Source organism: Kitasatospora sp. NPDC001527 (genome assembly GCF_040298605.1).
Classification (GTDB): Bacteria; Actinomycetota; Actinomycetes; order Streptomycetales; family Streptomycetaceae; genus Kitasatospora.
Map to the genome: position 1 here is coordinate 240,150 of NZ_JBEPAM010000002.1, position 19,913 is coordinate 260,062.

Below are 19,913 nucleotides of genomic sequence, written 5' to 3' on the forward strand. Positions count from 1 at the left end.
CGCGGGTAGGCTCCGCGGGGTCACCGGACGGGCCGCCGGCTGGCCCTGCGCGAAGTCGAACCCGGGGACACCGACGACCTTCTGGCGATCTACGGCGATCCCGGGGCCACCCGGCACCTCGGTTTCGAGCCCCGCACCCGGGAGCAGGTGCAGTCCATCGTCGGCCGGTCCGTCGTCTCCGCCGGGGACACGCCGAGGACCGGGTACTGCCTCGCCGTCACCGGGCCCGGCGAGCACCGGCTGACCGGCTACGCGCGCCTGGCGACCGAACCGCAGCGGGCCGCCACCATCGGGTTCGCCCTCCACCCGGCCGAGTGGGGCCGCGGCCTCGGAACGGAGACCGTGCATCTGCTGTGTGAGCTCGGCTTCAACGGCCTCGGCCTGCACCGCGTCTGGGCGGCCCGCTCCCCCCTCAACGAGGCTTCCGCGCGGACCCTCCTGCGTGCGGGGATGACCGAGGACGGCCGGATCCGCGACCACGTCTTCGTCCACGGCGCCTGGCGTGACTCGATCACGTACTCGATCCTGGAGCACGAGTGGCGGCCGCCGGCTTGAGCGACGGTCCTGGCACGGCGTACTCGCGGGCCCGGTGGGGTCGAATATGCAGACCGGTCTAGAGAATCTGCTGCGTCGAAGGCGGAATATGTGGACCGGTCTACCTTTTCCCAGGGTGAATCTGTAGACCGGTCTGCATAAAACCCCCGGGTCGGAGCGGAGCAGGGGTCGGCGCAGGCGATCGCCGGAGTCACGGGGTGGGGGCGGGCAGGTCGAGGGGGCGGCCTTCGGGAGTGAGGGCGATGGCCCAGAGGCCGTGGTCGGCGGGGTGGAGGGGGGCCGGGGCCCGGCGGCCCGCCTGGTGGTCGAGGTAGGTCACGGTGTCCTGGTGGTTCACCGCGTTCCAGGCGTGCGGGCGGCCGAAGCCGTCCAGGGTGAGCAGCACGGCCTGGGCGCCGTGGCCCGCCCGGCGGAGCTCCCCCGCGAGGCGGGCGAAGGCCCGGTCGCCGTCGCCGAGGTCGCGGAACGGCGCGCCGAGTTCGCGCTCGGCGCGGTCGCGGCCGCCGCGCTCGCCCGCGTCGCCCTCGGTGGGCACACGCGGGGCCGCGCAGGTCGGCCGGCCGGTGAAGGTGTCCACGGCGGAGAGGGCGATCTCCAGGCCGTTGTTGGCCCGCCCCGGTGCGCGGTACCCGCCGTCGTTGACCACCTCGGTCCAGCCGCCCGCCGCCGGGTCGGGGTGGCGGACGGGCAGGCCGTCGGCGTCCCGGGGCGCCCGGCGCTCGATCTCGCGCTGGTGCTCCGGGTCGACCGGGCCGAGCCCGCCGGGCAGGCCGGTCGGCCGGCTGTCGGCGATGGTCCGCAGCCGGACGACGGGCGTCACCGCGCCGCCGTCCGCGCGCAGCGCGCGCATGGCCAGGTGGAGGGCGGTCGCGTGCGCGGTGGCCACCGGCACCACGCCCCAGGCGGGCCCGGCCTGGGCGTCGGCGGAGGGGCCGTCCGTGCGGCGGCGGTGCGGATGATGGCCGTCCGGGTGGTCGTCGGGCCGCCCGGGCGCGGGTCCGGGGCCGGGAACGGGCCCGGGGGCCGTGCCCGCGCCGGGCCCGACCGTCGGCGGGGCGGCCGGGGGCGGGGGAACGGTCAGCGGCACCGGGGCACCCACCGGGACGAAGGCCGGGTGCCCGGCCCCGGCGGCCGCGCGAGGGGCCGGGGCGCCGGGGGCAGGAGCGGATCCGGGCGCGGGGGCGGCCGGCGACGGGCCCGCCGGGGCGCCCGCGCCGATCCCGCTGCCGAACGGAGCGGGGCCGTGCGCGCCGGCCGCCCCCGGCGCCGCCGCCGGGCCCGGGGCCGCGCCCACGGCCAGTGGTCCCGGCCCGACCGACCCGCCGCCACCACCGACAACCGGCGGTGCGGTGAACGGCGCGGCATGAGGACCGGCGTGGGAACCGGCGGACGGGGGGACGTGCGGCGCGGCCGTCCAGCCGGCCGCGGCCGGAGCCGGAGCCGGAGCCGGCGCGGGGCCGGGGGCCGGAGCCGGGAGGTCGTAGGCGGTGACGGGCTGGGGTGCGGGCGGCGCGAGCACCGAGTCGGTGCGCACACTCACCGGACCGGCCGCGTACCCGCCGCCGCCCCCGCCGTGCGCCGGGCTCGGCGCGGGCGCGGGCGCGGCGGCCGGCGGCAGCAGGTAGTCGTCGTCGGCCGCGCGGGCGTGCCCGGGGGAGCCGACCGAACCGCCGCCGCCTCCCCCGCCTCCCCCGCCTCCCCCGCCCCCGTCGGCGTGGTGGACCGGCGCGGGACCGGGCCCGGCCGGGGCCCGGTCCCCGCCACCGCCACCGCCACCGCCACCGCCACCGCTCGGACCGTCCGTGAACCCCTCCGGCCCCGGCCGGTGCCCGTGCCCGCCCGGGACGGGTCCGGTCACCACGCCCTCGGGCCCCGGCTCGCCCCCGGCCCCGCCGAACACCCCCGAAACCCCCGCCCCGAGCACCACGTCCGCCCCGGCCGACACCGCCGTCACCGGCCCGCCCTCGCCGGGCACACCGGCCCCGTGCCGACGGCCGTCACCGCCCTCGCCGTCCACCCCACCGCCCGGGCCGTCGCCGTCACCATCGCCGCCGCCGTGGCCGCGGCCGTGCCGCCCGTCCGTCTCCCCCGGCCCCGCCGGCGGCCCGACCGGCTGCCCGGCCAGCGGCACCCCGGTGATCTCCCGGCCGTCCTGCCCGGTCAGCACCGGCCGCCCGTCCACGCCCAGCACCGGCCGCCCGTGCTCGTCGAGCTTCACGGCCAGGTCCTCCACCCCGACCACCGGCCGGCCGTCCGCGCCCCGCACCACGACCAGCCCCTCGGCGTCCGCCACCGGGGTCCCGTCGGCGCGCACGATGACCGGCTCGCCGTGCTCGTCCAGGACCGGCCGCCCGGCCTCGTCGAGCTTCACGGCCAGCCCGGGCACGCCCACCACCGGCTTGCCGTCCTGGCCGAGCACCACCGCCAGCCCCGTCCCGCCGGGACCGCCGAGCACGCCCGGCTCGCCGAGGACGGCGGGCAGGCCGGCCGCCACCGGGTCGAAGGCCCCGCCGGCCCCACCCGGGTACCCGGCCGTCCGCACGCCCGGCCCACCGGGCGGCGCCAGGCGCAGCAGCGCGACCACGGCCGGCTCCCGCAGCGCGGTGCCCAGGCCGTCCTTCATGGCCCGGCCGAGTTCCTCCAGCAGTCCGCCGATCTTCAGCCGGGCGGCTTCGACGGCGGCGGCCGCGACCGCCCGGGCGGCCTGTTCGGCGGCCGCGCCGGCGGTCTGCCGCACCGCGTCGAAGACCCCGCCCGTGCCCGAGGCCGCCGGGGCCGCCGAGGCCTTCGCGGCCGCCGCCCGGGCGGCCTGCTCCTCCGCCTTCTTCAGTTCGGCGGCCAGTTCGTTGAGGGCGGCGACGATGTCGGCCTTGCCGGAGTCGACGGCCCGGGCGGCCGCGTCGAAGGCGCCGGCGACCAGCCCGGCCGCGGCGTGCGCGTCGTCCAGATGCCCCTTGCCGCCGCCGCGGAACGCCTGCCAGTACGCGGCGAAGGCCTCGACGGCGCGACCGGAGTTGTCCCCGGTGACGCGCCGCGCGGCGTCGCCGCCGCGCTTGGCGAGCCGGTCCGCCTCGGTGCCGAACTCACGCCACAGCCCGGCCGCCCTGCGCAGCCCCTCCTCGTCGGCCAGCGGCCACCGGTGGCCGGTCCGGGCCAGGACCGGGACGAGTTCCTCGGGCAGTTTCCGGGACACGTGCTTCCCCCTTCGACGGACGGCCCTGCGATACCGGGCGAATGCGGACCGGGGCGAATGCGGACCCGGGCGAGCGGTACCGGGCGGTGCTCCGCCCCACGGAGAGACGCACGCCGGGCCCCGAGCGGTGCGCGCGTCCGCCGGCGGCGTCAGGCCGACCGGTCCTTGCCGGCGCCTCGCCCGCCCCCGCCGGTGCCCCCGGCGAAGCCGCTCGCCGCCGAACTGTCGGTGTCGGCGGTCCGCTCCGCCATGCTGTGCAGGCCCGCGCCGACCGTCCCGAGCCGCCCGGCCAGCCCGCGCAGCCCGCCCACCAGCCCGCCGTGCGCCTCCCGGTAGGCGGCGGCGAACCCGCTGCCCGGCGCGTCCGCGCCCCACGGGCCGCCGAGTGCGGCGAGCCCCTGCTCCAGGGCGGTGGCGGCCTTCCCGAAGTCCGCCGAGATCCGCTCGAACTCCCGCCCCTCGCCGTGCAGTTCCCACGGCTTGATGACGAACTCGCTACCGCCGCCGGCCATCCCGTACCTCCCCGTCCCGCACCGGCCGCCATCCTAGGCCCGCCCATGCCCCCGGCCGGCGCGCACAGCCGGCCCCTTCACCCGGCTTCACCCGTCTTCCCCCTGCTTCACCCGGCCTTCACGGCGGCCGCGCACCCACCGCCGCCCGGCCGCAGCGCCCCGGTCGGCGGCCGGGGCGCGGTGAACTCGTCGTAAACCCCGTGGCCACGGACGGTTCGAAGCCGCGCGAAGGCTCTACCCTTGCCGAGTGGCAGCAGCAGACACGTCCCAGCACAGCAGCGGCACCTCCAAGGGCAAGAAGGCCAAGCCGAAGGCCGGTGGCCCGACCGCCGTCGACCTCGCGATGCCGGTCCTCCGCTCCGAGCTCCGTCCCGAGGTCCCGCTCGACTTCCCGCGCGCCTGGGTCGAGTTCACCGACCCGGACGACGCGGAGCAGGTCTTCCGCTGCGACCTGACCTGGCTGACCTCCCGCTGGTCGTGCATCTTCGGCCAGGGCTGCCAGGGCATCCGCGAGGGCCGGGGCGAGTCCGACGGCTGCTGCACGCTGGGCGCGCACTACTCGGACGAGGACGACGAGAAGCGCGTCACCGGCCACGCGGCCCGGCTGACCCCGGAGCTGTGGGAGAACCACCCGCACGGCACCGACGCCAAGGGCCGGATCAGGACCGACGGCGGCATCACCATGTTCGACGAGGACGGCGACCGCCAGACCCGGCGGGTCAACGGCGCCTGCATCTTCGTGAACAGCCCCGGCTTCGCCGGCGGGGCGGGCTGCGCCCTGCACGCGCTCGCGCTCAAGGAGGGCCGCGAGCCGCTGGAGACCAAGCCGGACGTCTGCTGGCAGCTGCCGGTGCGCCGCACCTACGACTGGATCGACCGCCCGGACGACACCCGCTACCTCCAGGTCACCATCGGCGAGTACGACCGCCGCGGCTGGGGCCCGGGCGGCCACGACCTGCACTGGTGGTGCACCGGCAGCCCGGACGCCCACCAGGGCGCAGACCCGGTCTACGTCGGCTACCGCCCGGAGCTCACCGAGCTGATGGGCCGGGCCGCGTACGCGGTGCTGGCCGGCCTGTGCGAGGAGCGGATCGCCACCAAGGGCGACCGGAAGGTGGCCCCGCACCCGGCGGACCCGGCGAAGAAGCCGAAGGCGTCCAAGGCGAAGCAGTAGCGCCGGACCGCGAGCGGAGGAGGGGGCGGGCCCGTCCCGCCCCCTCCTCCGCTCACTTGTCGATGTCGCCGACGACGAAGAACATCGACCCCAGGATCGCCACCATGTCGGCGACCAGCGTCCCGGGCAGCAGTTCGGTGAGCGCCTGGATGTTGTTGAACGACGCCGAGCGCAGCTTCAGCCGCCACGGCGTCTTGTCGCCGCGCGACACCAGGTAGTAGCCGTTGACGCCGAGCGGGTTCTCCGTCCAGGCGTAGGTGCTGCCCTCGGGGGCCTTGAGCACCTTGGGCAGCCGCAGGTTGACCGGTCCGGGCGCGAGCTCGGCCAGCTTGTCCAGGCAGGCGTCGGCGAGGTCCAGCGCGTTGACCGTCTGCTCCAGCAGGCACTCGAAGCGCGCCAGGCAGTCGCCCTCCTCCCGGGTGACCACGGTGAGCACCCGGCGCAGTTCCTCGGAGCCGTACGCGAGGTAGGGCTCGTCGCGGCGCAGGTCGAAGTCCAGGCCGCTGGCCCGCGCGATCGGGCCGCTGACGCCGTACGCCTCGGCCTGCGCCCGGGTGAGGACTCCGACCCCGGCGGTGCGGGCGCGGAAGATCTCGTTGCCGAGCACCAGCTCCTCGAAGACCGGCAGCTGGGAGCGGACGACGGCGACGGCGGCGCGGACCCGGCCGAGCCAGCCGGCCGGCAGGTCCTCCTTCAGGCCGCCGACCCGGTTGAACATGTAGTGCATCCGGCCGCCGGAGGCCTCCTCCAGCACGTGCTGGAGGTCCTCGCGGCCGGAGAAGGCGTGGAAGATCGGGGTGATCCCGCCCAGCTCCAGGGGGTAGGAGCCGAGGAACATCAGGTGGTTGAGGACACGGTTGAGCTCGGCGAGCAGGGTGCGGATCCACACCGCGCGCTCGGGCACCTCCATGCCGAGCATGCGCTCGACGCCGAGCACCACGCCGAGCTCGTTGGAGAAGGCCGACAGCCAGTCGTGCCGGTTGGCCAGCATGATGATCTGCCGGTAGTCCCGGGCCTCGAAGAGCTTCTCGGCGCCCCGGTGCATGTAGCCGATCACCGGCTCGGCGCTGACGATGCGCTCGCCGTCCAGCACCAGCCGCAGGCGCAGCACGCCGTGGGTGGCCGGGTGCTGCGGGCCGATGTTGAGCACCATGTCGGTGGCGCCCGCCTCGCCCGTGAAGTTCTCGGCTCCCGCCCCGATGCCGACCGTGGTCTCCCTCATGGGGTGAGAGTCTGCCATCCCGGCAGCGCCTCCAGGCTCGGCGGTACCGGCATGCGGACGCTCTGTGAGAGCCAGCCGAAGGCGCCGAGCCCGGCCGGGTCGGTGAGCTCCGCGCCCTCGCCGGCCTCGCCGAGAGCCCGCAGGTAGCCGGCCGGGTCGGTGGAGGCGAGGGCGAGCGCGGGCCGGGCGCCGCTGACGCCGAGCGCCCGCAGCGCCTCGCGCTGGGTCGTCCACAGGCTGTGGAGACCGGGGACGGCGACGGCGTCCAGCGCGACGTGCGCCGTGACGTCGCAGGAGCCGTCGGGCACCGGGGCCACCTCGCGGCCGGCCCGGAAGCCGGTGCGGGTGGGGAACGGTGGGCGGCGTCCGGCGGTGTGCCCGTAGTCGACGGCGACGGCCAGCCCGCGCTCCAGGCCGGCCACCGCGTGCGCCCAGGCGGCGTCCCGGGGGGTGCCGAACTCGGCGAAGTCACCGGGGTGTTCGGCCGGCCACCAGCGGGCGGCCCAGGCCGCGTCGGCGGCGTCGACGGGGGCGCCGAGCCGCTCCTCGCCGGTCCCGGTCTCCACCTCCAGGTAGCGCAGCCGCCCGTCCTCGCCGACCTCGCCGGTGTCCAGCGGCACGTTGTCCAGCCACTCGTTGGCGAACAGCAGCCCGGTGAGCCCGCGCGGCACCTCGTCCGTCCACAGCACCTCCGCCCAGCGCCGCTCCGTCCACAGGCCTGTGGACGGAGCGGCGGGCGGCAGCGGCGGGCGGTCGGCGAGCTCGACCGCGTACACCCGCAGCCGCTCCCCCGCCTCCCGCGGCAGCCGGGCCAGCACCCCGGCGACCAGCTCGCCCCGCCCGGCCCCGACGTCCACGAAGGCCAGCTCGCGCGGACGGCCGAGCGCCGCGTCCACCTCCAGCAGCAGCCGGGCCACCGCCCGGGCGAACAGCGGCGAGGCGTGCACCGAGGTGCGGAAGTGCCCGGCGGGGCCCTCCGGCCTGCGGTAGAAGCCGCCGTCGGGTCCGTAGAGGGCGCGCTCCGTCGCGGGCGCCCACCGCATCCAGGTCATGCGGCGGGACGTTACACATCCGGTCCGCGCCCGCCCAACCCGTACGGCATCGGTACGGCGGCCTCTCCGACCTAGGGAGTAGGCCGGATCGCTCTCCCGGCGGACCTGGGGACACGTCGCGGCTGCCTAGGCTTGACCTGTGCATCGACTCAACGCCTGGCTCCGCCGTCACCCCATGGTGGTCGACTCCGCCTGGGCCGCGTTGGTGCTCCTCCTCGGCGTCCTGCCGGAGGAGGGCAGTGACAACGACGGCTGGCGCGCCGTGGTCCAGTTCGTCGTCGCCGTCGTGCTGCCGCTGCTGATGGTCTTCCGGCGCCGGTTCCCCGACCTGACGGTGGCCGCCGCGATCGTGGTCGGCCTCACCCAGGTGGCGCTCGACGTCAACCCGGCGCTCTCCAGCATCGCCTATCTGGTGTTCGCCTACACGGGTGCCGCGTTCGGCCGGCCCTGGACGTCCCGGGCGGCCCTGACCGCCGGACTGCTGGCCGGCCCGCTGGTCTTCTGGCGGCTCCACCCGATGAAGGCCACCCGGCTGCCCGACGGCGACATCAGCTACGTCGAGTACTCCGTCCCCGAGGCGCTGTTCTTCGGCGGCATGATGACCACCCCGTTCATCCTCTGCTGGGCGTGGGGGCGGCTGACCCGGGTCCGCCGGGCCTACCTGGTGGAGCTGGAGGACCGCGCGGCCCGGCTGGAGCGCGAGCGCGACGCCCAGGCCAAGGTAGCGGTCGCCGCCGAGCGGGCGCGGATCGCCCGCGAGCTGCACGACGTGGTCGCGCACAACGTCTCGGTGATGATCGTCCAGGCGGACGGCGCCGCGTACGTGCTGGACAACTCGCCCCAGCAGGCCAAGGAGGCGCTGGGCACCATCGCCTCCACCGGCCGGCAGGCGCTGGTCGAGATGCGCCGGCTGCTCGGCGTGCTGCGCAGCGCCGACAGCAAGGGCGAGGAGTACGTGCCGCAGCCGGGCGTCGAGGAGCTGCCCGAACTGCTCGACCAGGTCCGCACGGCCGGCCTGCACGTGGACTACGCGACCTCGGGCGACCCGCGCGAGCTGCCGCGCGGCGTCGAGCTGACCGTCTACCGGATCGTCCAGGAGGCGCTGACCAACGTCCGCAAGCACGGCGGCCCCGACGTGCACGCCCGGGTCGCGGTCGACTTCGGCGAGCGCGAGCTGGCCGTGCTGGTCGAGGACGACGGCCGCGGCAGCACCGACGAGCAGCTGGCCGCCGGCGGCACCGACGGCCAGGGCCACGGCCTGATCGGCATGCGCGAGCGGGTCGGCATGGTCAGCGGCAGCCTGGACGTCGGGCCGCGACCCGGCGGCGGCTTCCGGATCCGCGCCGTGCTGCCGCTCAAGGCGGCCCACTGATCCCGGGCCCGGACGCCCACCGACCCCCGCCGTTCCCCCCGAGGACCTAGGAGCCACCCTTGACCATCCGCGTGATGCTGGTCGACGACCAGGAACTGCTGCGCACCGGATTCCGGATGATCCTGCAGTCACAGGGCGACATCGAGATCGCCGCCGAGGCCGGGGACGGCGCCCAGGCCCTGGAGAAGCTCCGGCACACCGCGGTGGACGTGATCCTCATGGACGTTCGGATGCCGCGGCTGGACGGCGTGCAGGCCACCCGGCGGATCTGCCTCGCCGAGGACGGCAGCCCGCTGCCCGACGCCCCGCACGTGCTCATCCTCACCACCTTCGACCTCGACGAGTACGCCTTCGCCGCGCTCAAGGCCGGCGCCAGCGGCTTCCTGCTCAAGGACGTGCCGCCGACCGAGCTGGTGGCCGCGATCCGCGCCGTGCACGGCGGGGACGCGGTGGTCGCGCCGACCACCACCCGCCGGATGATCGACCGGTTCGCCGAGGTGCTGCCCACCCCGCAGAGCGGCCCGGGCCGCACGGACACCCTCGGCCCGCTCACCGAACGCGAGCGCGAGGTGTTCCTGCTGGTCGCCCAGGGTCTGTCGAACGGGGAGATCGCGGCCCGGCTGGTGCTCTCCGAGGCCACCGTGAAGACCCACGTCGGACGGATCCTGGCCAAGCTGAACCTGCGCGACCGCGTCCAGGCGGTGGTGCTGGCCTACGAGGCGGGCCTGATCCGCGCCGGCGCCACCGACTGACCGGGGCCGGGCGCTGACCGGATCCGCCCCTGCCCCTTCGCCTGCCCCCGTAGAATGGGCCGGTACGTCCGGTACCCCGTCAGGTGGACTGGAACGGAGCCCTTGGACAAAGGTGGACCCGTGAGTCCGTCCGACTTCGCCGACCCCGGCGAGTTCGCCCCGCTCGCCGACGGCCTCGGCGACCCGGCCGACCCCGGCAACCGCCCGGCCCGCCTCGCCGTGGGCGTGGTCGGCACCGGCCGGGTCGGCCCGGCGCTGGGCGCCGCCCTGCAGCTCGCCGGCCACAAGGTGGTCGCCGCCTCCGGGGTGTCCGCCGCCTCCCGCCGCCGCGCCGAGGCGCTGCTGCCCGGCGTGCGGATCGTCACCCCGCCGCAGGTGCTGGCCGCCGCCGACCTCGTGCTGCTCACCGTCCCCGACGACGCGCTGGCCGACCTGGTGGCCGGCCTCGCCGCGACCGGCGCCGTCCGCCCCGGCCAGCTGCTGGTGCACACCTCGGGGGCGCACGGGGTGGCCGTGCTGGAGCCGGCCACCTCGGCCGGCGCGCTGCCGCTCGCGCTGCACCCCGCGATGACCTTCACCGGCACCTCCGTCGACCTGGCCCGGCTGGCCGGCTGCCCGTTCGGGGTGACCGCCCCCGAGGAGCTGCGCCCGGTCGCCGAGGCGCTGGTGGTGGAGATGGGCGGCGAGCCCGAGTGGGTGCCCGAGGACGTCCGCCCGCGGTACCACACCGCCCTGGCGCACGGCGCCAACCACCTGGTCACGCTGGTCGCGCAGGCGATGGAGCTGCTGCGCTCGGCCGGCGTCGCCGAGCCCGGCCGGATGCTCGGCCCGCTGCTCGGCGCCGCGCTCGACAACTCGCTGCGCTCCGGCGACGCGGCCCTCACCGGCCCGGTCGCCCGGGGCGACGCCGGCACCGTGCGGCGCCACCTGGCGCAGCTCAGTACGGTGTCCCCGGACATCCCGGCCGCCTACCGGGCGATGGCCCGCGCCACCGCCCAGCGGGCCCTGGCCCACGGGACGATCGACGAAGCGTCGGCGGCTGCGCTGCTGGACGTACTGAACGAGGAGAAGCAGTAATGGCACGCGGCAAGCAGCCGGGCAAGGCCCAGCGCGCCCCGAAGGTCCACCGGGCCGTGGTCACGCACACCGTCGACGACTTCGAGGCCGCCTTCTGGCCGGACGAGCAGCCGGTGGACAACGCGGTCGTGATGACCATGGGCGCCCTGCACGAGGGCCACGCCGCACTGATCCGCGCCGCCCGCAAGCAGGTCGGCCGGGACGGCCGGGTCGCCGTCACGGTCTTCGTCAACCCGCTGCAGTTCGGCGCCGGCGAGGACCTGGAGCGCTACCCGCGCACCCTGGACGAGGACGTGCGGCTCGCCGAGGCCAACGGCGCCGACGTGGTCTTCGCGCCGTCCGTCGACGAGGTCTACCCGAACGGCGAGCCGCAGGTGCGGCTGACCGCCGGCCCGATGGGCGAGCGCTACGAGGGCGCCACCCGGCCCGGCCACTTCGACGGGGTGCTGACCGTGGTCGCCAAGCTGCTGCACATCACCGACCCGGACTTCGCCCTCTTCGGCGAGAAGGACGCCCAGCAGCTGGCGATCATCCGCCGGATGGTGGCCGACCTCGACTTCGACGTCGAGGTGGTCGGCGTGCCGACCGTCCGCGAGGAGGACGGCCTGGCGCTCTCCTCCCGCAACCGCTACCTCTCCGAGCAGGAGCGCACCAGCGCCCTCGCCCTGTCCCGGGCGCTGTTCGCCGGCCGGGACGCGGCCGCGCAGGGCCCGAAGGCCGTGCGCGAGGCCGCCGCGGCCGTACTGGACGGCGCCGAGGGAGTGGACCTCGACTACCTCGCCCTGATCGATCCGCACGACTTCACCGAGGCGCCGGACGACTTCCAGGGCGAGGCCGTGCTGGCCGTCGCCGCGAAGGTCGGTCCGACCCGCCTGATCGACAACGTCCGCATCATCGTCCGGTGATCCGGTAGTCCCACCGCTGTTCCCCTAGGCATGCACTCACAGGAGGCGTGACCCGCAATGCTCCGCACCATGCTCAAGTCCAAGATCCACCGGGCCACCGTGACCCAGGCCGACCTGCACTACGTCGGCTCCGTCACGGTGGACGAGGACCTGCTCGACGCCGCCGACCTGCTCCCCGGCGAGCTGGTCCACATCGTCGACATCAACAACGGCGCGCGGCTGGAGACGTACACCATCGCTGGCCCGCGCGGCTCCGGCGTCATCGGCATCAACGGCGCCGCCGCCCGCCTGGTCCACCCCGGCGACCTGGTCATCCTGATCGCCTACGGGCAGATGGACACCGCCGAGGCCAAGGGCTACCTGCCCAAGGTCGTCTTCGTCGACGAGCACAACCGGATCACCGGCACCGGCGGCGACCCGGCCGAGGCCGGGGAGGGCACCGGACTGCTGCGCGGGGACGCGGCGTACCGTGGCGGCAGCGGCGCCGACGACGACGCCGCGCGTTAAGGAGCCACCACGTCATGTCCGCCGTCACGCACCGCCTCACCGCCCCCGCGCCGGGCTGGACCACCGACACCGATGTCGTCGTGGTCGGCTCCGGCGTGGCCGGGCTCACCGTCGCGCTCAACGTCCGCAAGGCCGGCCTGCGGGCCATCGTGGTCACCAAGGCGATGCTGGACGACGGCTCCACCCGCTGGGCCCAGGGCGGCATCGCGGCCGCCCTGGGCGAGGGGGACACCCCCGAGCAGCACCTGACCGACACCCTGGTGGCCGGCGTCGGCCTCTGCGACGAGGACGCCGTCCGCGCCCTGGTCACCGAGGGCCCGGACGCGGTCCGCCGGCTGATCGCGGTCGGCGCCGCCTTCGACCGCGGCGAGGACGGCGCGATCCTGCTCACCCGTGAGGGCGGCCACCACCGCAACCGGATCGCGCACGCCGGCGGGGACGCCACCGGCGCCGAGATATCCCGGGCCCTGGTCGACGCCGTCCGGCGGGACCCCGAGCTGGAGCTCATCGAGCACGCCCTGGTCCTCGACCTGCTCACCGACGCCGAGGGGCACGCCGCCGGGCTGACCCTGCACGTCATGGGCGAGGGCCGGCGGGACGGCGTCGGCGCCGTCCGGGCCCGCGCGGTGGTGCTCGCCACCGGCGGCATGGGCCAGGTCTTCTCGGCCACCACCAACCCGGCGGTCTCCACCGCCGACGGCGTGGCGCTCGCGCTGCGGGCCGGCGCCGAGGTCACCGACCTGGAGTTCGTCCAGTTCCACCCCACCGTGCTCTGGCTCGGCCCGGAGGCGCAGGGCCAGCAGCCGCTGATCTCCGAGGCGGTCCGCGGCGAGGGCGCCCACCTGGTCGACGCGGACGGCGTGCGGTTCATGCTCGGGCAGCACGAGCTGGCCGAGCTGGCCCCGCGCGACATCGTCGCCAAGGCGATCACGAACCGGATGCTGCTCCAGGGCACCGATCACATGTACCTGGACGGGCGGCACTTCGGCGCCGAGATGTGGGAACGCCGGTTCCCGACCATCCTGGCGTCCTGCCGCGCGCACGGCATCGACCCCGTCGCCGAGCCGATCCCGGTCGCCCCGGCCGCGCACTACGCCTCCGGCGGGGTGCGCACCGACGACCACGGCCGCACCTCCGTCCCCGGCCTGTACGCCTGCGGCGAGGTCGCCTGCACCGGCGTGCACGGCGCCAACCGGCTGGCCTCCAACTCGCTGCTGGAGGGCCTGGTCTTCGCCGAGCGGATCGCCGCCGACCTGGCCGGCCGGCACACGGCCGGCGCCCTGCCCGAGCGCACCGTCGACGCGGCGGCGGCCCGCGCCGCCCGTCCGGTGCCGCTGCCCGCGCCCGAGGCGCGGGCCGAGATCCAGCGGCTGATGTCGCGCGGTGCGGGCGTCCTGCGCTCGGCCGCGTCGATGGCCGCCACGGCGCGGGGGCTGGCGCTGCTCGCCGAGCACGCCCGCACCGACGCCGCCGAGCAGAAGCCGGCCGACCCCCGGGTGGAGACCTGGGAGGCCGCCAACCTGCTGCTGGTCGCCGACGCGCTGGTCACCGCCGCCGCGCAGCGCGAGGAAACCCGCGGCTGCCACTGGCGCGAGGACTTCCCGGAGCGGGACGACGCGCACTGGCGGCGCCACCTGATCACCACCCTCACCGCCTCCGGCGGCCCCGTCAGCACCCCCGAGGAGCAGTAACACCATGACCGACGCGACCGACGTGACCCACCTGCACGAGCACGAGCACGAGGAGCTCCCGCTGGCCGGCGGCTGCGGCGACGGCTGCGCCTGCGGGGACGGCGAGGGCTACGAGACCGGCCTGGACCCGCAGCTCGCCGAGCTGCTGGAGGAGGCCGGGCTGGACCCGATCGAGGTCGAGGACATCGCCACCCTGGCGCTGGCCGAGGACCTCGCCGGCGGCGAGGACGTCACCTCGGTGGCGACCGTGCCGGCCGACGCCGTCGCCACCGCCGACTTCACCGCCCGCCAGGCCGGCGTGGTGGCCGGTCTGCGGATCGCCGAGGCGGTCGTCTCGCTGGTCTGCGAGGAGGAGTTCGAGGTCGAGCGGCACGTCCAGGACGGCGACCGGGTCGAGGCCGGCCAGGTGCTGCTCTCGGTCCGCTCCCGCACCCGGGACCTGCTGACCGCCGAGCGCAGCGCGCTCAACCTGCTCTGCCACCTGTCCGGCATCGCCACCGCCACCCGCGCCTGGGCGGACGCCCTGGAGGGCACCGGCGCGGTGGTCCGCGACACCCGCAAGACCACCCCGGGACTGCGCGCGCTGGAGAAGTTCGCGGTCCGCTGCGGCGGCGGCTCCAACCACCGGATGGCGCTGTCGGACGCGGCCCTGGTCAAGGACAACCACGTGGTCGCGGCCGGCGGCGTCGCCGAGGCGTTCCGCGCCGTCCGGGCCGCCTACCCGGACCTGCCGGTCGAGGTCGAGGTCGACACCCTGGAGCAGATCGCGCCGGTCCTGGAGGCCGGGGCCGACCTCGTCCTGCTGGACAACTTCACCGTCCCGCAGCTGCGCGAGGCCGTCGCCCTGGTGGCCGGCCGGGCCAAGCTGGAGGCGTCCGGCGGACTCACCCTGGCCACCGCGCGCGAGGTCGCCCAGACTGGTGTCGACTACCTGGCGGTGGGCGCGCTGACCCACTCCTCGCCGATCCTGGACATCGGCCTGGACCTGCGCGCCTGACCGGCCGCCGTTCCGCCCGCACCGCCCGTTCGTCCCCCCCGTCCGCCCGCTGGTCCTCGACGCAGAAAGCATCCGATGCTGCTCACCATCGACGTCGGCAACACCCAGACCACCCTCGGCCTGTTCGGCGGTGAAGAGGTCGTCGAGACCTGGCGGATCTCCACGGATCCGCGCCGGACGGCGGACGAACTGGCGGTGCTGCTGCACGGCCTGATGGGCTCGCAGGGCTCGCGCACCGCGATCGCCGACGCGAAGGTGGAGGGCCTGGCGATCTGCTCCTCCGTCCCCTCCGTGCTCCACGAGTTCCGCGAGGTGACGCGCCGCTACTACGGCGACGTCCCCGCGGTGATCGTGGAGCCGGGGGTGAAGACGGGCGTGCACGTCCTCATGGACAACCCCAAGGAGGTCGGCGCCGACCGCATCGTCAACGCGCTGGCCGCCAACCACCTCTACGGCGGCCCGTGCATCGTGGTCGACTTCGGCACCGCCACCACCTTCGACGCGGTCAACGCCCGCGGCGACTACGTCGGCGGCGCGATCGCCCCCGGCATCGAGATCTCGGTCGAGGCGCTCGGCAACCGCGGCGCCCTGCTGCGCAAGATCGAGCTGACCCGCCCGCGCAACGTGATCGGCAAGAACACCGTCGAGGGCATGCAGTCCGGCATCCTCTACGGCTTCGCCGGCCAGGTCGACGGCCTGGTCGACCGGATGGCCCGCGAGCTCTCCAAGGACCCGGACGACGTCCAGGTGATCGCCACCGGCGGCCTGGCCCCGCTGGTCCTCGGCGAGGCCGGCTCGATCGACGTCCACGAGCCCTGGCTCACCCTCATCGGCCTGCGGCTGGTCTACGAGCGCAACCGCCCGAGCTGAGCCCGTCGCATGTGACGCGGATCCCCCGGACGCCGTGCCGGCGCCGAACACCGGTGGCCCCGTCACCCGCCGTTTCCCGCCGGGGAGCGGTGGGCGCCGAAGGCCATGCGCGGAACCGTCGCGGCCGTCGATGACACCTGGCCGACCTGCGCCCCGCGGCGCCCCGGATCGACCGCCCGAGCGCCCGCCAGGGAAGAGGTACTCCCCTTCCCTGCCCTGGACCTCTCCAGCCGGGAGGTCGCCGATCGCGCTCCACCACCGGCTGACCAACCGTCCTTGCGGGCAACGGCCACGACTCGCGCCGCACGCGGGCGGCGAGCCGGGCGGGGGCCGGACGATTCCGGGAATCCGCCGACGCTCCCGAGGGTCGGTCAGGCAGTCTTCATCCGTGGACAGTTGGATCGACTTTCGGAACGAGGGCGGGTCGTGGCCGAGTTCGAGGAGTCGGACGTGACGCCGGAGGCGGCGGACGACGGGGTGGGCGGCGGCGAGCGGGGCATCCGGCGGCGCCGGCGGGTGCTGGTGGCGGTCATGGCGGCCGCGGTGGCGCTGGCCGGGGGCGGGGTGGCGGCCTCGACGATGATCAAGTCGCCGGCGCAGGCGGCCGCGGAGAGCGAGCCGCCGGCGCCCGACGTGCTGACGGCGGCGGTGGAGAAGCGGGTGCTGACCGACTCGGTGGTGGTCCGCGGGCAGGTGAGCGCCGGGCAGTCGGTGGACGTGGCGCCGGCCGGGGGCGGCGGGGCGGCGGGGGCCAAGCCGGTGGTGACCAGGCTGCCGGCCAAGGCCGGCGACCAGGTGCGGGCCGGGCAGTCGGTGCTGGAGGTGGCGGGGCGGCCGGTGTTCCCGCTGCGCGGCGACCTGCCGGTGTACCGGGACCTCAAGCCGGGCGCCACCGGACAGGACGTCAAGCAGCTCCAGCAGGCCCTGAAGGAGCTGGGGTTCGACTCCGGCGGCGATGCCGAGGGCACCTTCGGCGCAGGCACCAAGGAGGCGGTGAAGGCGTTCTACGCGGCGCGCGGCTACGACCCGCTGCCCGCCGCGCCGGACGGGGACGCCCAGGTGACCGCCGCCCAGGACGCGGTCACCGGCGGCGAGCGCGCGCTGGCGGACGCCAGGGACGCGCTGAGGCTGGCGAGGAAGCGCCACGACGACGCGGTGGCGGCCGACCGGCAGCAGTCCCGACAGCAGGCGCAGCAGAGCGCCGCACCGGCCACGGGCGCGGCGACGGGGGCGGCCACCGGCGGCGCGGCCCCGGCCCCGGTCGGGGAGAGCCCCGTCGACGCGGCCCGCACCGCCGTCGACACCGCCCGGAAGCAGGTGACCCGGGCCACCGAGGACCTCGCCAAGCTGCGGAAGAAGGTGACGGACGCGAAGGCCTCCACCGGCCCGATGGTCCCGGCCGCCGAGCTGCTGTTCCTCTCCGGTTTCCCCGCCCGGGTGGACTCGGTGGCCGGCCGGATCGGCGGCGAGGTGTCCGGCAAGGTGCTGACCGTCTCGGCCGGGGCGCTGGTGGTCAAGGGCGGTCTGACCATCGCCGACAAGGGCCTGGTGCGTCCCGGCCAGGTGGTGGAGATCCTCTCCGAGGTGACCGGCGTCAAGGCCGCCGGCACGGTCGGCGCGGTGGCCGACACCCCGGGGGACGGCCAGCCGGCCGCGGCCGCGCCGGGCGCCGGGGCGGGCGGCGGCCAGAACCCGGCCCCCGTCCAGGGCGGTGCGGCGAGCGGCTACGCGATGGTGGTCCAGCCGGACGCGCCGCTGGACCCGCGGCTGGCCGGCCAGGACGTCCGGCTGACCGTGCAGGCCGCCTCCTCGGCCGGCCCGGTGCTGGTGGTCCCGCTGTCGGCGGTCTCCGCGACGGCGGACGGCAGGACGGTGGTGACGGTTTACGAGAACGGGCAGCGCCGCCGGGTGGAGGTCACCCCGGGGACGGTCGGCGGCGGCAGCGCCGAGGTCCGGCCGCTGACCGGGGGCACGCTGAAGCCGGGCGACCGGGTGATCGTCGGCGTCAAGGACGCCACCGGGGCGGGCGCCAGGTGACCGGCGTCGTCGGCACCGGGCCGGGCGCCCCCGTCATCGAGTTCCGCCAGGTCGGCCTGACCTACCCGGGGCCGCCCCCGGTGACCGCGCTGAAGCCGTGCGACCTCACGATCGCCCCCGGCGAGTACGTCACCGTGGTCGGCCCGTCCGGCTCCGGCAAGTCCACCTTCCTGAACATCGCCGGGCTGCTGGACGCCCCCACCACCGGCCAGTACCTGCTGGACGGCATCGACACCGGCTCCCTCCCGGACTCCGACCGCACCGCGCTGCGCGGGCGCCGGATCGGCTTCGTCTTCCAGTCCTTCCACCTCCTGCCGCACCGCTCGGCGACCGAGAACGTGGCGCTGGCGATGCTCTACACGGCCGGCCGGGGCCGGCGCGGCGCCGGGCGGCGCGAGCCGGCCCGGGCGGCGCTGGCCCGGGTGGGCCTCGGCCACCGGCTGGACGCCCTGCCGACCCGGCTGTCCGGCGGCGAGCGGCAGCGGGTGGCGATCGCCCGGGCGCTGGTCGGCCGGCCCTCGCTGCTGCTCTGCGACGAGCCGACCGGCAACCTGGACACCGGCACCGCCGAGTCGGTCCTGGCCCTGCTGGACGAGCTGCACGCGCAGGGCCTGACGGTGCTGCTGATCACCCACGACCCGCAGGTGGCCGCCCGCGGCCGGCGGACGGTGGCGATCCGGGACGGCGTGCTGCGCGAGGAGGTGGCCGCGGCATGAGCATCCGGCCGACCCGCCGCCGCGACCGGGTGGTCGAGCCGTCCCGGCTCCCGCTGCGCGACCTGCTCGCCGAGGCGCTGGCCGGCGTCCTCCAGCGGCCGGCCCGCTCGGCGCTGACCGGTCTGGGCACCGTCCTCGGGGTGGGCACCTTCGTGGCCGTCCTGGGGCTGACCGCGACCGCCTCCTCGCAGATCGACTCCCGGTTCAGCGTGCTGAGCGCGACCGAGGTGAGCGTCGAGGACACCGGCGGCGCCCGCCCCGAGCTGGTGCGCCTGGCCTTCCCGGCCGACGCCGACGCGCGCATCGAGCGGCTGAACGGGGTCGAGGCGGCCGGCGTCTACTGGCCGGTGGGCCGGGCCTCCGGCACCGTCCGGGCCGCGCCGGTGGGCCGGCAGGGCGGTGGCGAGCAGGTCTCGGTGGTGGCCGCCTCGGCCGGGGTGCTGAAGGCCGCCGAGCCGCACCTGGTGCAGGGCCGGACCTTCGACGGCTGGCACGACTCCACCGGCCGGCAGGTGGCGGTGATCGGCGCGGCGCTGGCGGCCCGGCTGGGGATCACCACGCTGGACACCCAGCCGGCGATCTTCCTGGAGAACAAGCCGTTCACGGTGATCGGCATCGTCGACGACGTGAAGCGCATGGCGGACCTGCTGCTCTCGGTGACGGTGCCGCGCGGGGCCGCCGCCCGCCTCTGGGGCGAGCCGGACCGCGACCGGGCCAAGATGATCATCTCGACCAGGATCGGCGCGGCCCGGCAGATCGCCGAGGAGGCCCCGCTCGCCCTGGACCCGGCCCACCCCGAGTACTTCGAACCGGTCCCGCCGCCGGACCCGCGCACCCTCCGCTCCGACGTCACCTCCGACCTCGACCAGCTGTTCCTGCTGCTGGCCGGCATCTGCCTGGTGATCGGCGCGGTGGGCATCGCCAACACCACCCTGGTCGCCGTCCTGGAGCGGACCGGCGAGATCGGCCTGCGCCGGGCGCTGGGCGCCCGCGGCCGCCACATCACCGGCCAGTTCCTCTCCGAGTCGGCCTCGCTGGGGCTGGTCGGCGGCCTGGTGGGCACCTCGCTGGGCGTGCTGACGGTGCTCGGGGTGGCGCTGGCCCGGGACTGGACGCCGGTGGTCGACCCGGCGACGGTGGCGGCAGCGCCGGTGATCGGCCTGCTCACCGGACTGCTGGCCGGGGTCTACCCGGCCTGGCGGGCGGCCCGGATCCAGCCGGCGGAGGCGCTGCGCCGCTGAGCCGCCCGGCGCGGTCCGGGCCCCGCCCCGGAGGCGAGCG

17 protein-coding genes are annotated in these 19,913 nt (G+C 76.2%); 13 read left to right on the forward strand and 4 right to left on the reverse strand.

Annotation, left to right across the window (positions count from 1 at the left end; translation table 11 throughout):
- Nucleotides 1–45 precede the first annotated feature (45 nt).
- The gene (locus tag ABT238_RS02920; RefSeq protein ID WP_350755420.1) at nucleotides 46–555 is read left to right on the forward strand and encodes a GNAT family N-acetyltransferase; all 510 of its coding nucleotides are present in this window, start codon (nucleotides 46–48) and stop codon (nucleotides 553–555) included.
- A gap of 190 nt (nucleotides 556–745) precedes the next feature.
- On the opposite strand, the gene ABT238_RS02925 is transcribed toward ABT238_RS02920, so the two are convergent.
- Together ABT238_RS02925 and ABT238_RS02930 are read right to left on the reverse strand one after the other, a co-directional pair.
- The gene (locus ABT238_RS02925) at nucleotides 746–3,748 is read right to left on the reverse strand and encodes a toxin glutamine deamidase domain-containing protein (protein WP_350755336.1); all 3,003 of its coding nucleotides are present in this window, start codon (nucleotides 3,746–3,748) and stop codon (nucleotides 746–748) included.
- A 149-nt stretch (nucleotides 3,749–3,897) separates the two neighbouring features.
- Nucleotides 3,898–4,260, reverse strand: a complete 363-nt coding sequence (locus ABT238_RS02930) for a hypothetical protein (protein ID WP_350564439.1) — start codon at nucleotides 4,258–4,260, stop codon at nucleotides 3,898–3,900.
- Between the two features lie 343 nt (nucleotides 4,261–4,603).
- Between ABT238_RS02930 and ABT238_RS02935 the strand changes: the two genes are divergently transcribed.
- On the forward strand, nucleotides 4,604–5,434 hold the full coding sequence (locus ABT238_RS02935) for a DUF3109 family protein (protein ID WP_350755421.1): 831 nt from the start codon (nucleotides 4,604–4,606) through the stop codon (nucleotides 5,432–5,434).
- Nucleotides 5,435–5,486: 52 nt separating this feature from the next.
- Here the strand turns inward: ABT238_RS02935 and ABT238_RS02940 are convergent, their stop codons facing one another.
- Both ABT238_RS02940 and ABT238_RS02945 read right to left on the reverse strand, forming a co-directional pair.
- Nucleotides 5,487–6,656, reverse strand: coding sequence for an NADH-quinone oxidoreductase subunit D (locus tag ABT238_RS02940; RefSeq protein ID WP_350564440.1), 1,170 nt, complete (start codon nucleotides 6,654–6,656; stop codon nucleotides 5,487–5,489).
- Nucleotides 6,653–7,708 carry an SAM-dependent methyltransferase gene (locus tag ABT238_RS02945; protein WP_350755338.1) on the reverse strand — a complete coding sequence of 352 codons (1,056 nt, stop codon included), beginning with the start codon at nucleotides 7,706–7,708 and terminating at the stop codon, nucleotides 6,653–6,655. The genes ABT238_RS02940 and ABT238_RS02945 overlap by 4 nt, the downstream gene beginning before the upstream one ends.
- Nucleotides 7,709–7,847: 139 nt before the next feature.
- Here ABT238_RS02945 and ABT238_RS02950 point away from each other — a divergent pair, with 139 nt between their 5' ends.
- The 11 genes from ABT238_RS02950 to ABT238_RS03000 all read left to right on the forward strand — a co-directional run bounded on the left by ABT238_RS02950 (nucleotide 7,848) and on the right by ABT238_RS03000 (nucleotide 19,873).
- Nucleotides 7,848–9,080: a sensor histidine kinase gene (locus ABT238_RS02950; protein ID WP_350564444.1), complete on the forward strand. Its 1,233-nt coding sequence runs from the start codon at nucleotides 7,848–7,850 to the stop codon at nucleotides 9,078–9,080.
- 59 nt (nucleotides 9,081–9,139) lie between these two features.
- A complete protein-coding gene (locus ABT238_RS02955) occupies nucleotides 9,140–9,832 on the forward strand; it encodes a response regulator (RefSeq protein WP_350564445.1) in 693 nt (230 codons plus the stop codon).
- A gap of 219 nt (nucleotides 9,833–10,051) precedes the next feature.
- Nucleotides 10,052–10,909, forward strand: coding sequence for a Rossmann-like and DUF2520 domain-containing protein (locus ABT238_RS02960; protein WP_350564656.1), 858 nt, complete (start codon nucleotides 10,052–10,054; stop codon nucleotides 10,907–10,909).
- Nucleotides 10,909–11,814, forward strand: coding sequence for a pantoate--beta-alanine ligase (gene panC, locus ABT238_RS02965; RefSeq protein WP_350564447.1), 906 nt, complete (start codon nucleotides 10,909–10,911; stop codon nucleotides 11,812–11,814). The genes ABT238_RS02960 and panC overlap by 1 nt, the downstream gene beginning before the upstream one ends.
- A 57-nt stretch (nucleotides 11,815–11,871) precedes the next feature.
- Nucleotides 11,872–12,321 carry an aspartate 1-decarboxylase gene (panD, locus tag ABT238_RS02970; RefSeq protein WP_350564449.1) on the forward strand — a complete coding sequence of 150 codons (450 nt, stop codon included), beginning with the start codon at nucleotides 11,872–11,874 and terminating at the stop codon, nucleotides 12,319–12,321.
- Nucleotides 12,322–12,335: 14 nt separating this feature from the next.
- A complete protein-coding gene (locus tag ABT238_RS02975) occupies nucleotides 12,336–14,012 on the forward strand; it encodes an L-aspartate oxidase (protein ID WP_350564451.1) in 1,677 nt (558 codons plus the stop codon).
- 4 nt (nucleotides 14,013–14,016) lie between these two features.
- Nucleotides 14,017–15,009: a carboxylating nicotinate-nucleotide diphosphorylase gene (gene nadC / locus ABT238_RS02980; protein WP_350564453.1), complete on the forward strand. Its 993-nt coding sequence runs from the start codon at nucleotides 14,017–14,019 to the stop codon at nucleotides 15,007–15,009.
- Nucleotides 15,010–15,084: 75 nt separating this feature from the next.
- Nucleotides 15,085–15,879 (forward strand): type III pantothenate kinase, encoded by a 795-nt coding sequence (locus ABT238_RS02985; protein ID WP_350564455.1) that lies wholly within the window; start codon nucleotides 15,085–15,087, stop codon nucleotides 15,877–15,879.
- 426 nt (nucleotides 15,880–16,305) lie between these two features.
- Complete coding sequence (locus ABT238_RS02990; RefSeq protein ID WP_350755340.1) at nucleotides 16,306–17,916, forward strand: peptidoglycan-binding protein; 1,611 nt, start codon at nucleotides 16,306–16,308, stop codon at nucleotides 17,914–17,916.
- Nucleotides 17,913–18,632 (forward strand): ABC transporter ATP-binding protein, encoded by a 720-nt coding sequence (locus ABT238_RS02995; protein ID WP_350755342.1) that lies wholly within the window; start codon nucleotides 17,913–17,915, stop codon nucleotides 18,630–18,632. Before ABT238_RS02990 ends, ABT238_RS02995 begins: the two co-directional genes overlap by 4 nt.
- Nucleotides 18,629–19,873 (forward strand): ABC transporter permease, encoded by a 1,245-nt coding sequence (locus tag ABT238_RS03000; protein WP_350755344.1) that lies wholly within the window; start codon nucleotides 18,629–18,631, stop codon nucleotides 19,871–19,873. Before ABT238_RS02995 ends, ABT238_RS03000 begins: the two co-directional genes overlap by 4 nt.
- Nucleotides 19,874–19,913 lie beyond the last annotated feature (40 nt).

Excerpts from the sequence above, each read along its gene's own strand:
- ABT238_RS02975 (WP_350564451.1), top strand. The coding sequence starts at position 12,336 with ATGTCCGCCGTCACGCACCGCCTCACCGCCCCCGCGCCGGGCTGGACC.
- nadC (WP_350564453.1), top strand. The coding sequence starts at position 14,017 with ATGACCGACGCGACCGACGTGACCCACCTGCACGAGCACGAGCACGAG.
- ABT238_RS02985 (WP_350564455.1), top strand. The coding sequence starts at position 15,085 with ATGCTGCTCACCATCGACGTCGGCAACACCCAGACCACCCTCGGCCTG.
- panC (WP_350564447.1), top strand. The coding sequence starts at position 10,909 with ATGGCACGCGGCAAGCAGCCGGGCAAGGCCCAGCGCGCCCCGAAGGTC.
- ABT238_RS02945 (WP_350755338.1), bottom strand. The coding sequence starts at position 7,708 with ATGACCTGGATGCGGTGGGCGCCCGCGACGGAGCGCGCCCTCTACGGA.
- ABT238_RS02935 (WP_350755421.1), top strand. The coding sequence starts at position 4,604 with ATGCCGGTCCTCCGCTCCGAGCTCCGTCCCGAGGTCCCGCTCGACTTC.
- ABT238_RS02940 (WP_350564440.1), bottom strand. The coding sequence starts at position 6,656 with ATGAGGGAGACCACGGTCGGCATCGGGGCGGGAGCCGAGAACTTCACG.
- panD (WP_350564449.1), top strand. The coding sequence starts at position 11,872 with ATGCTCCGCACCATGCTCAAGTCCAAGATCCACCGGGCCACCGTGACC.
- ABT238_RS03000 (WP_350755344.1), top strand. The coding sequence starts at position 18,629 with ATGAGCATCCGGCCGACCCGCCGCCGCGACCGGGTGGTCGAGCCGTCC.
- ABT238_RS02930 (WP_350564439.1), bottom strand. The coding sequence starts at position 4,260 with ATGGCCGGCGGCGGTAGCGAGTTCGTCATCAAGCCGTGGGAACTGCAC.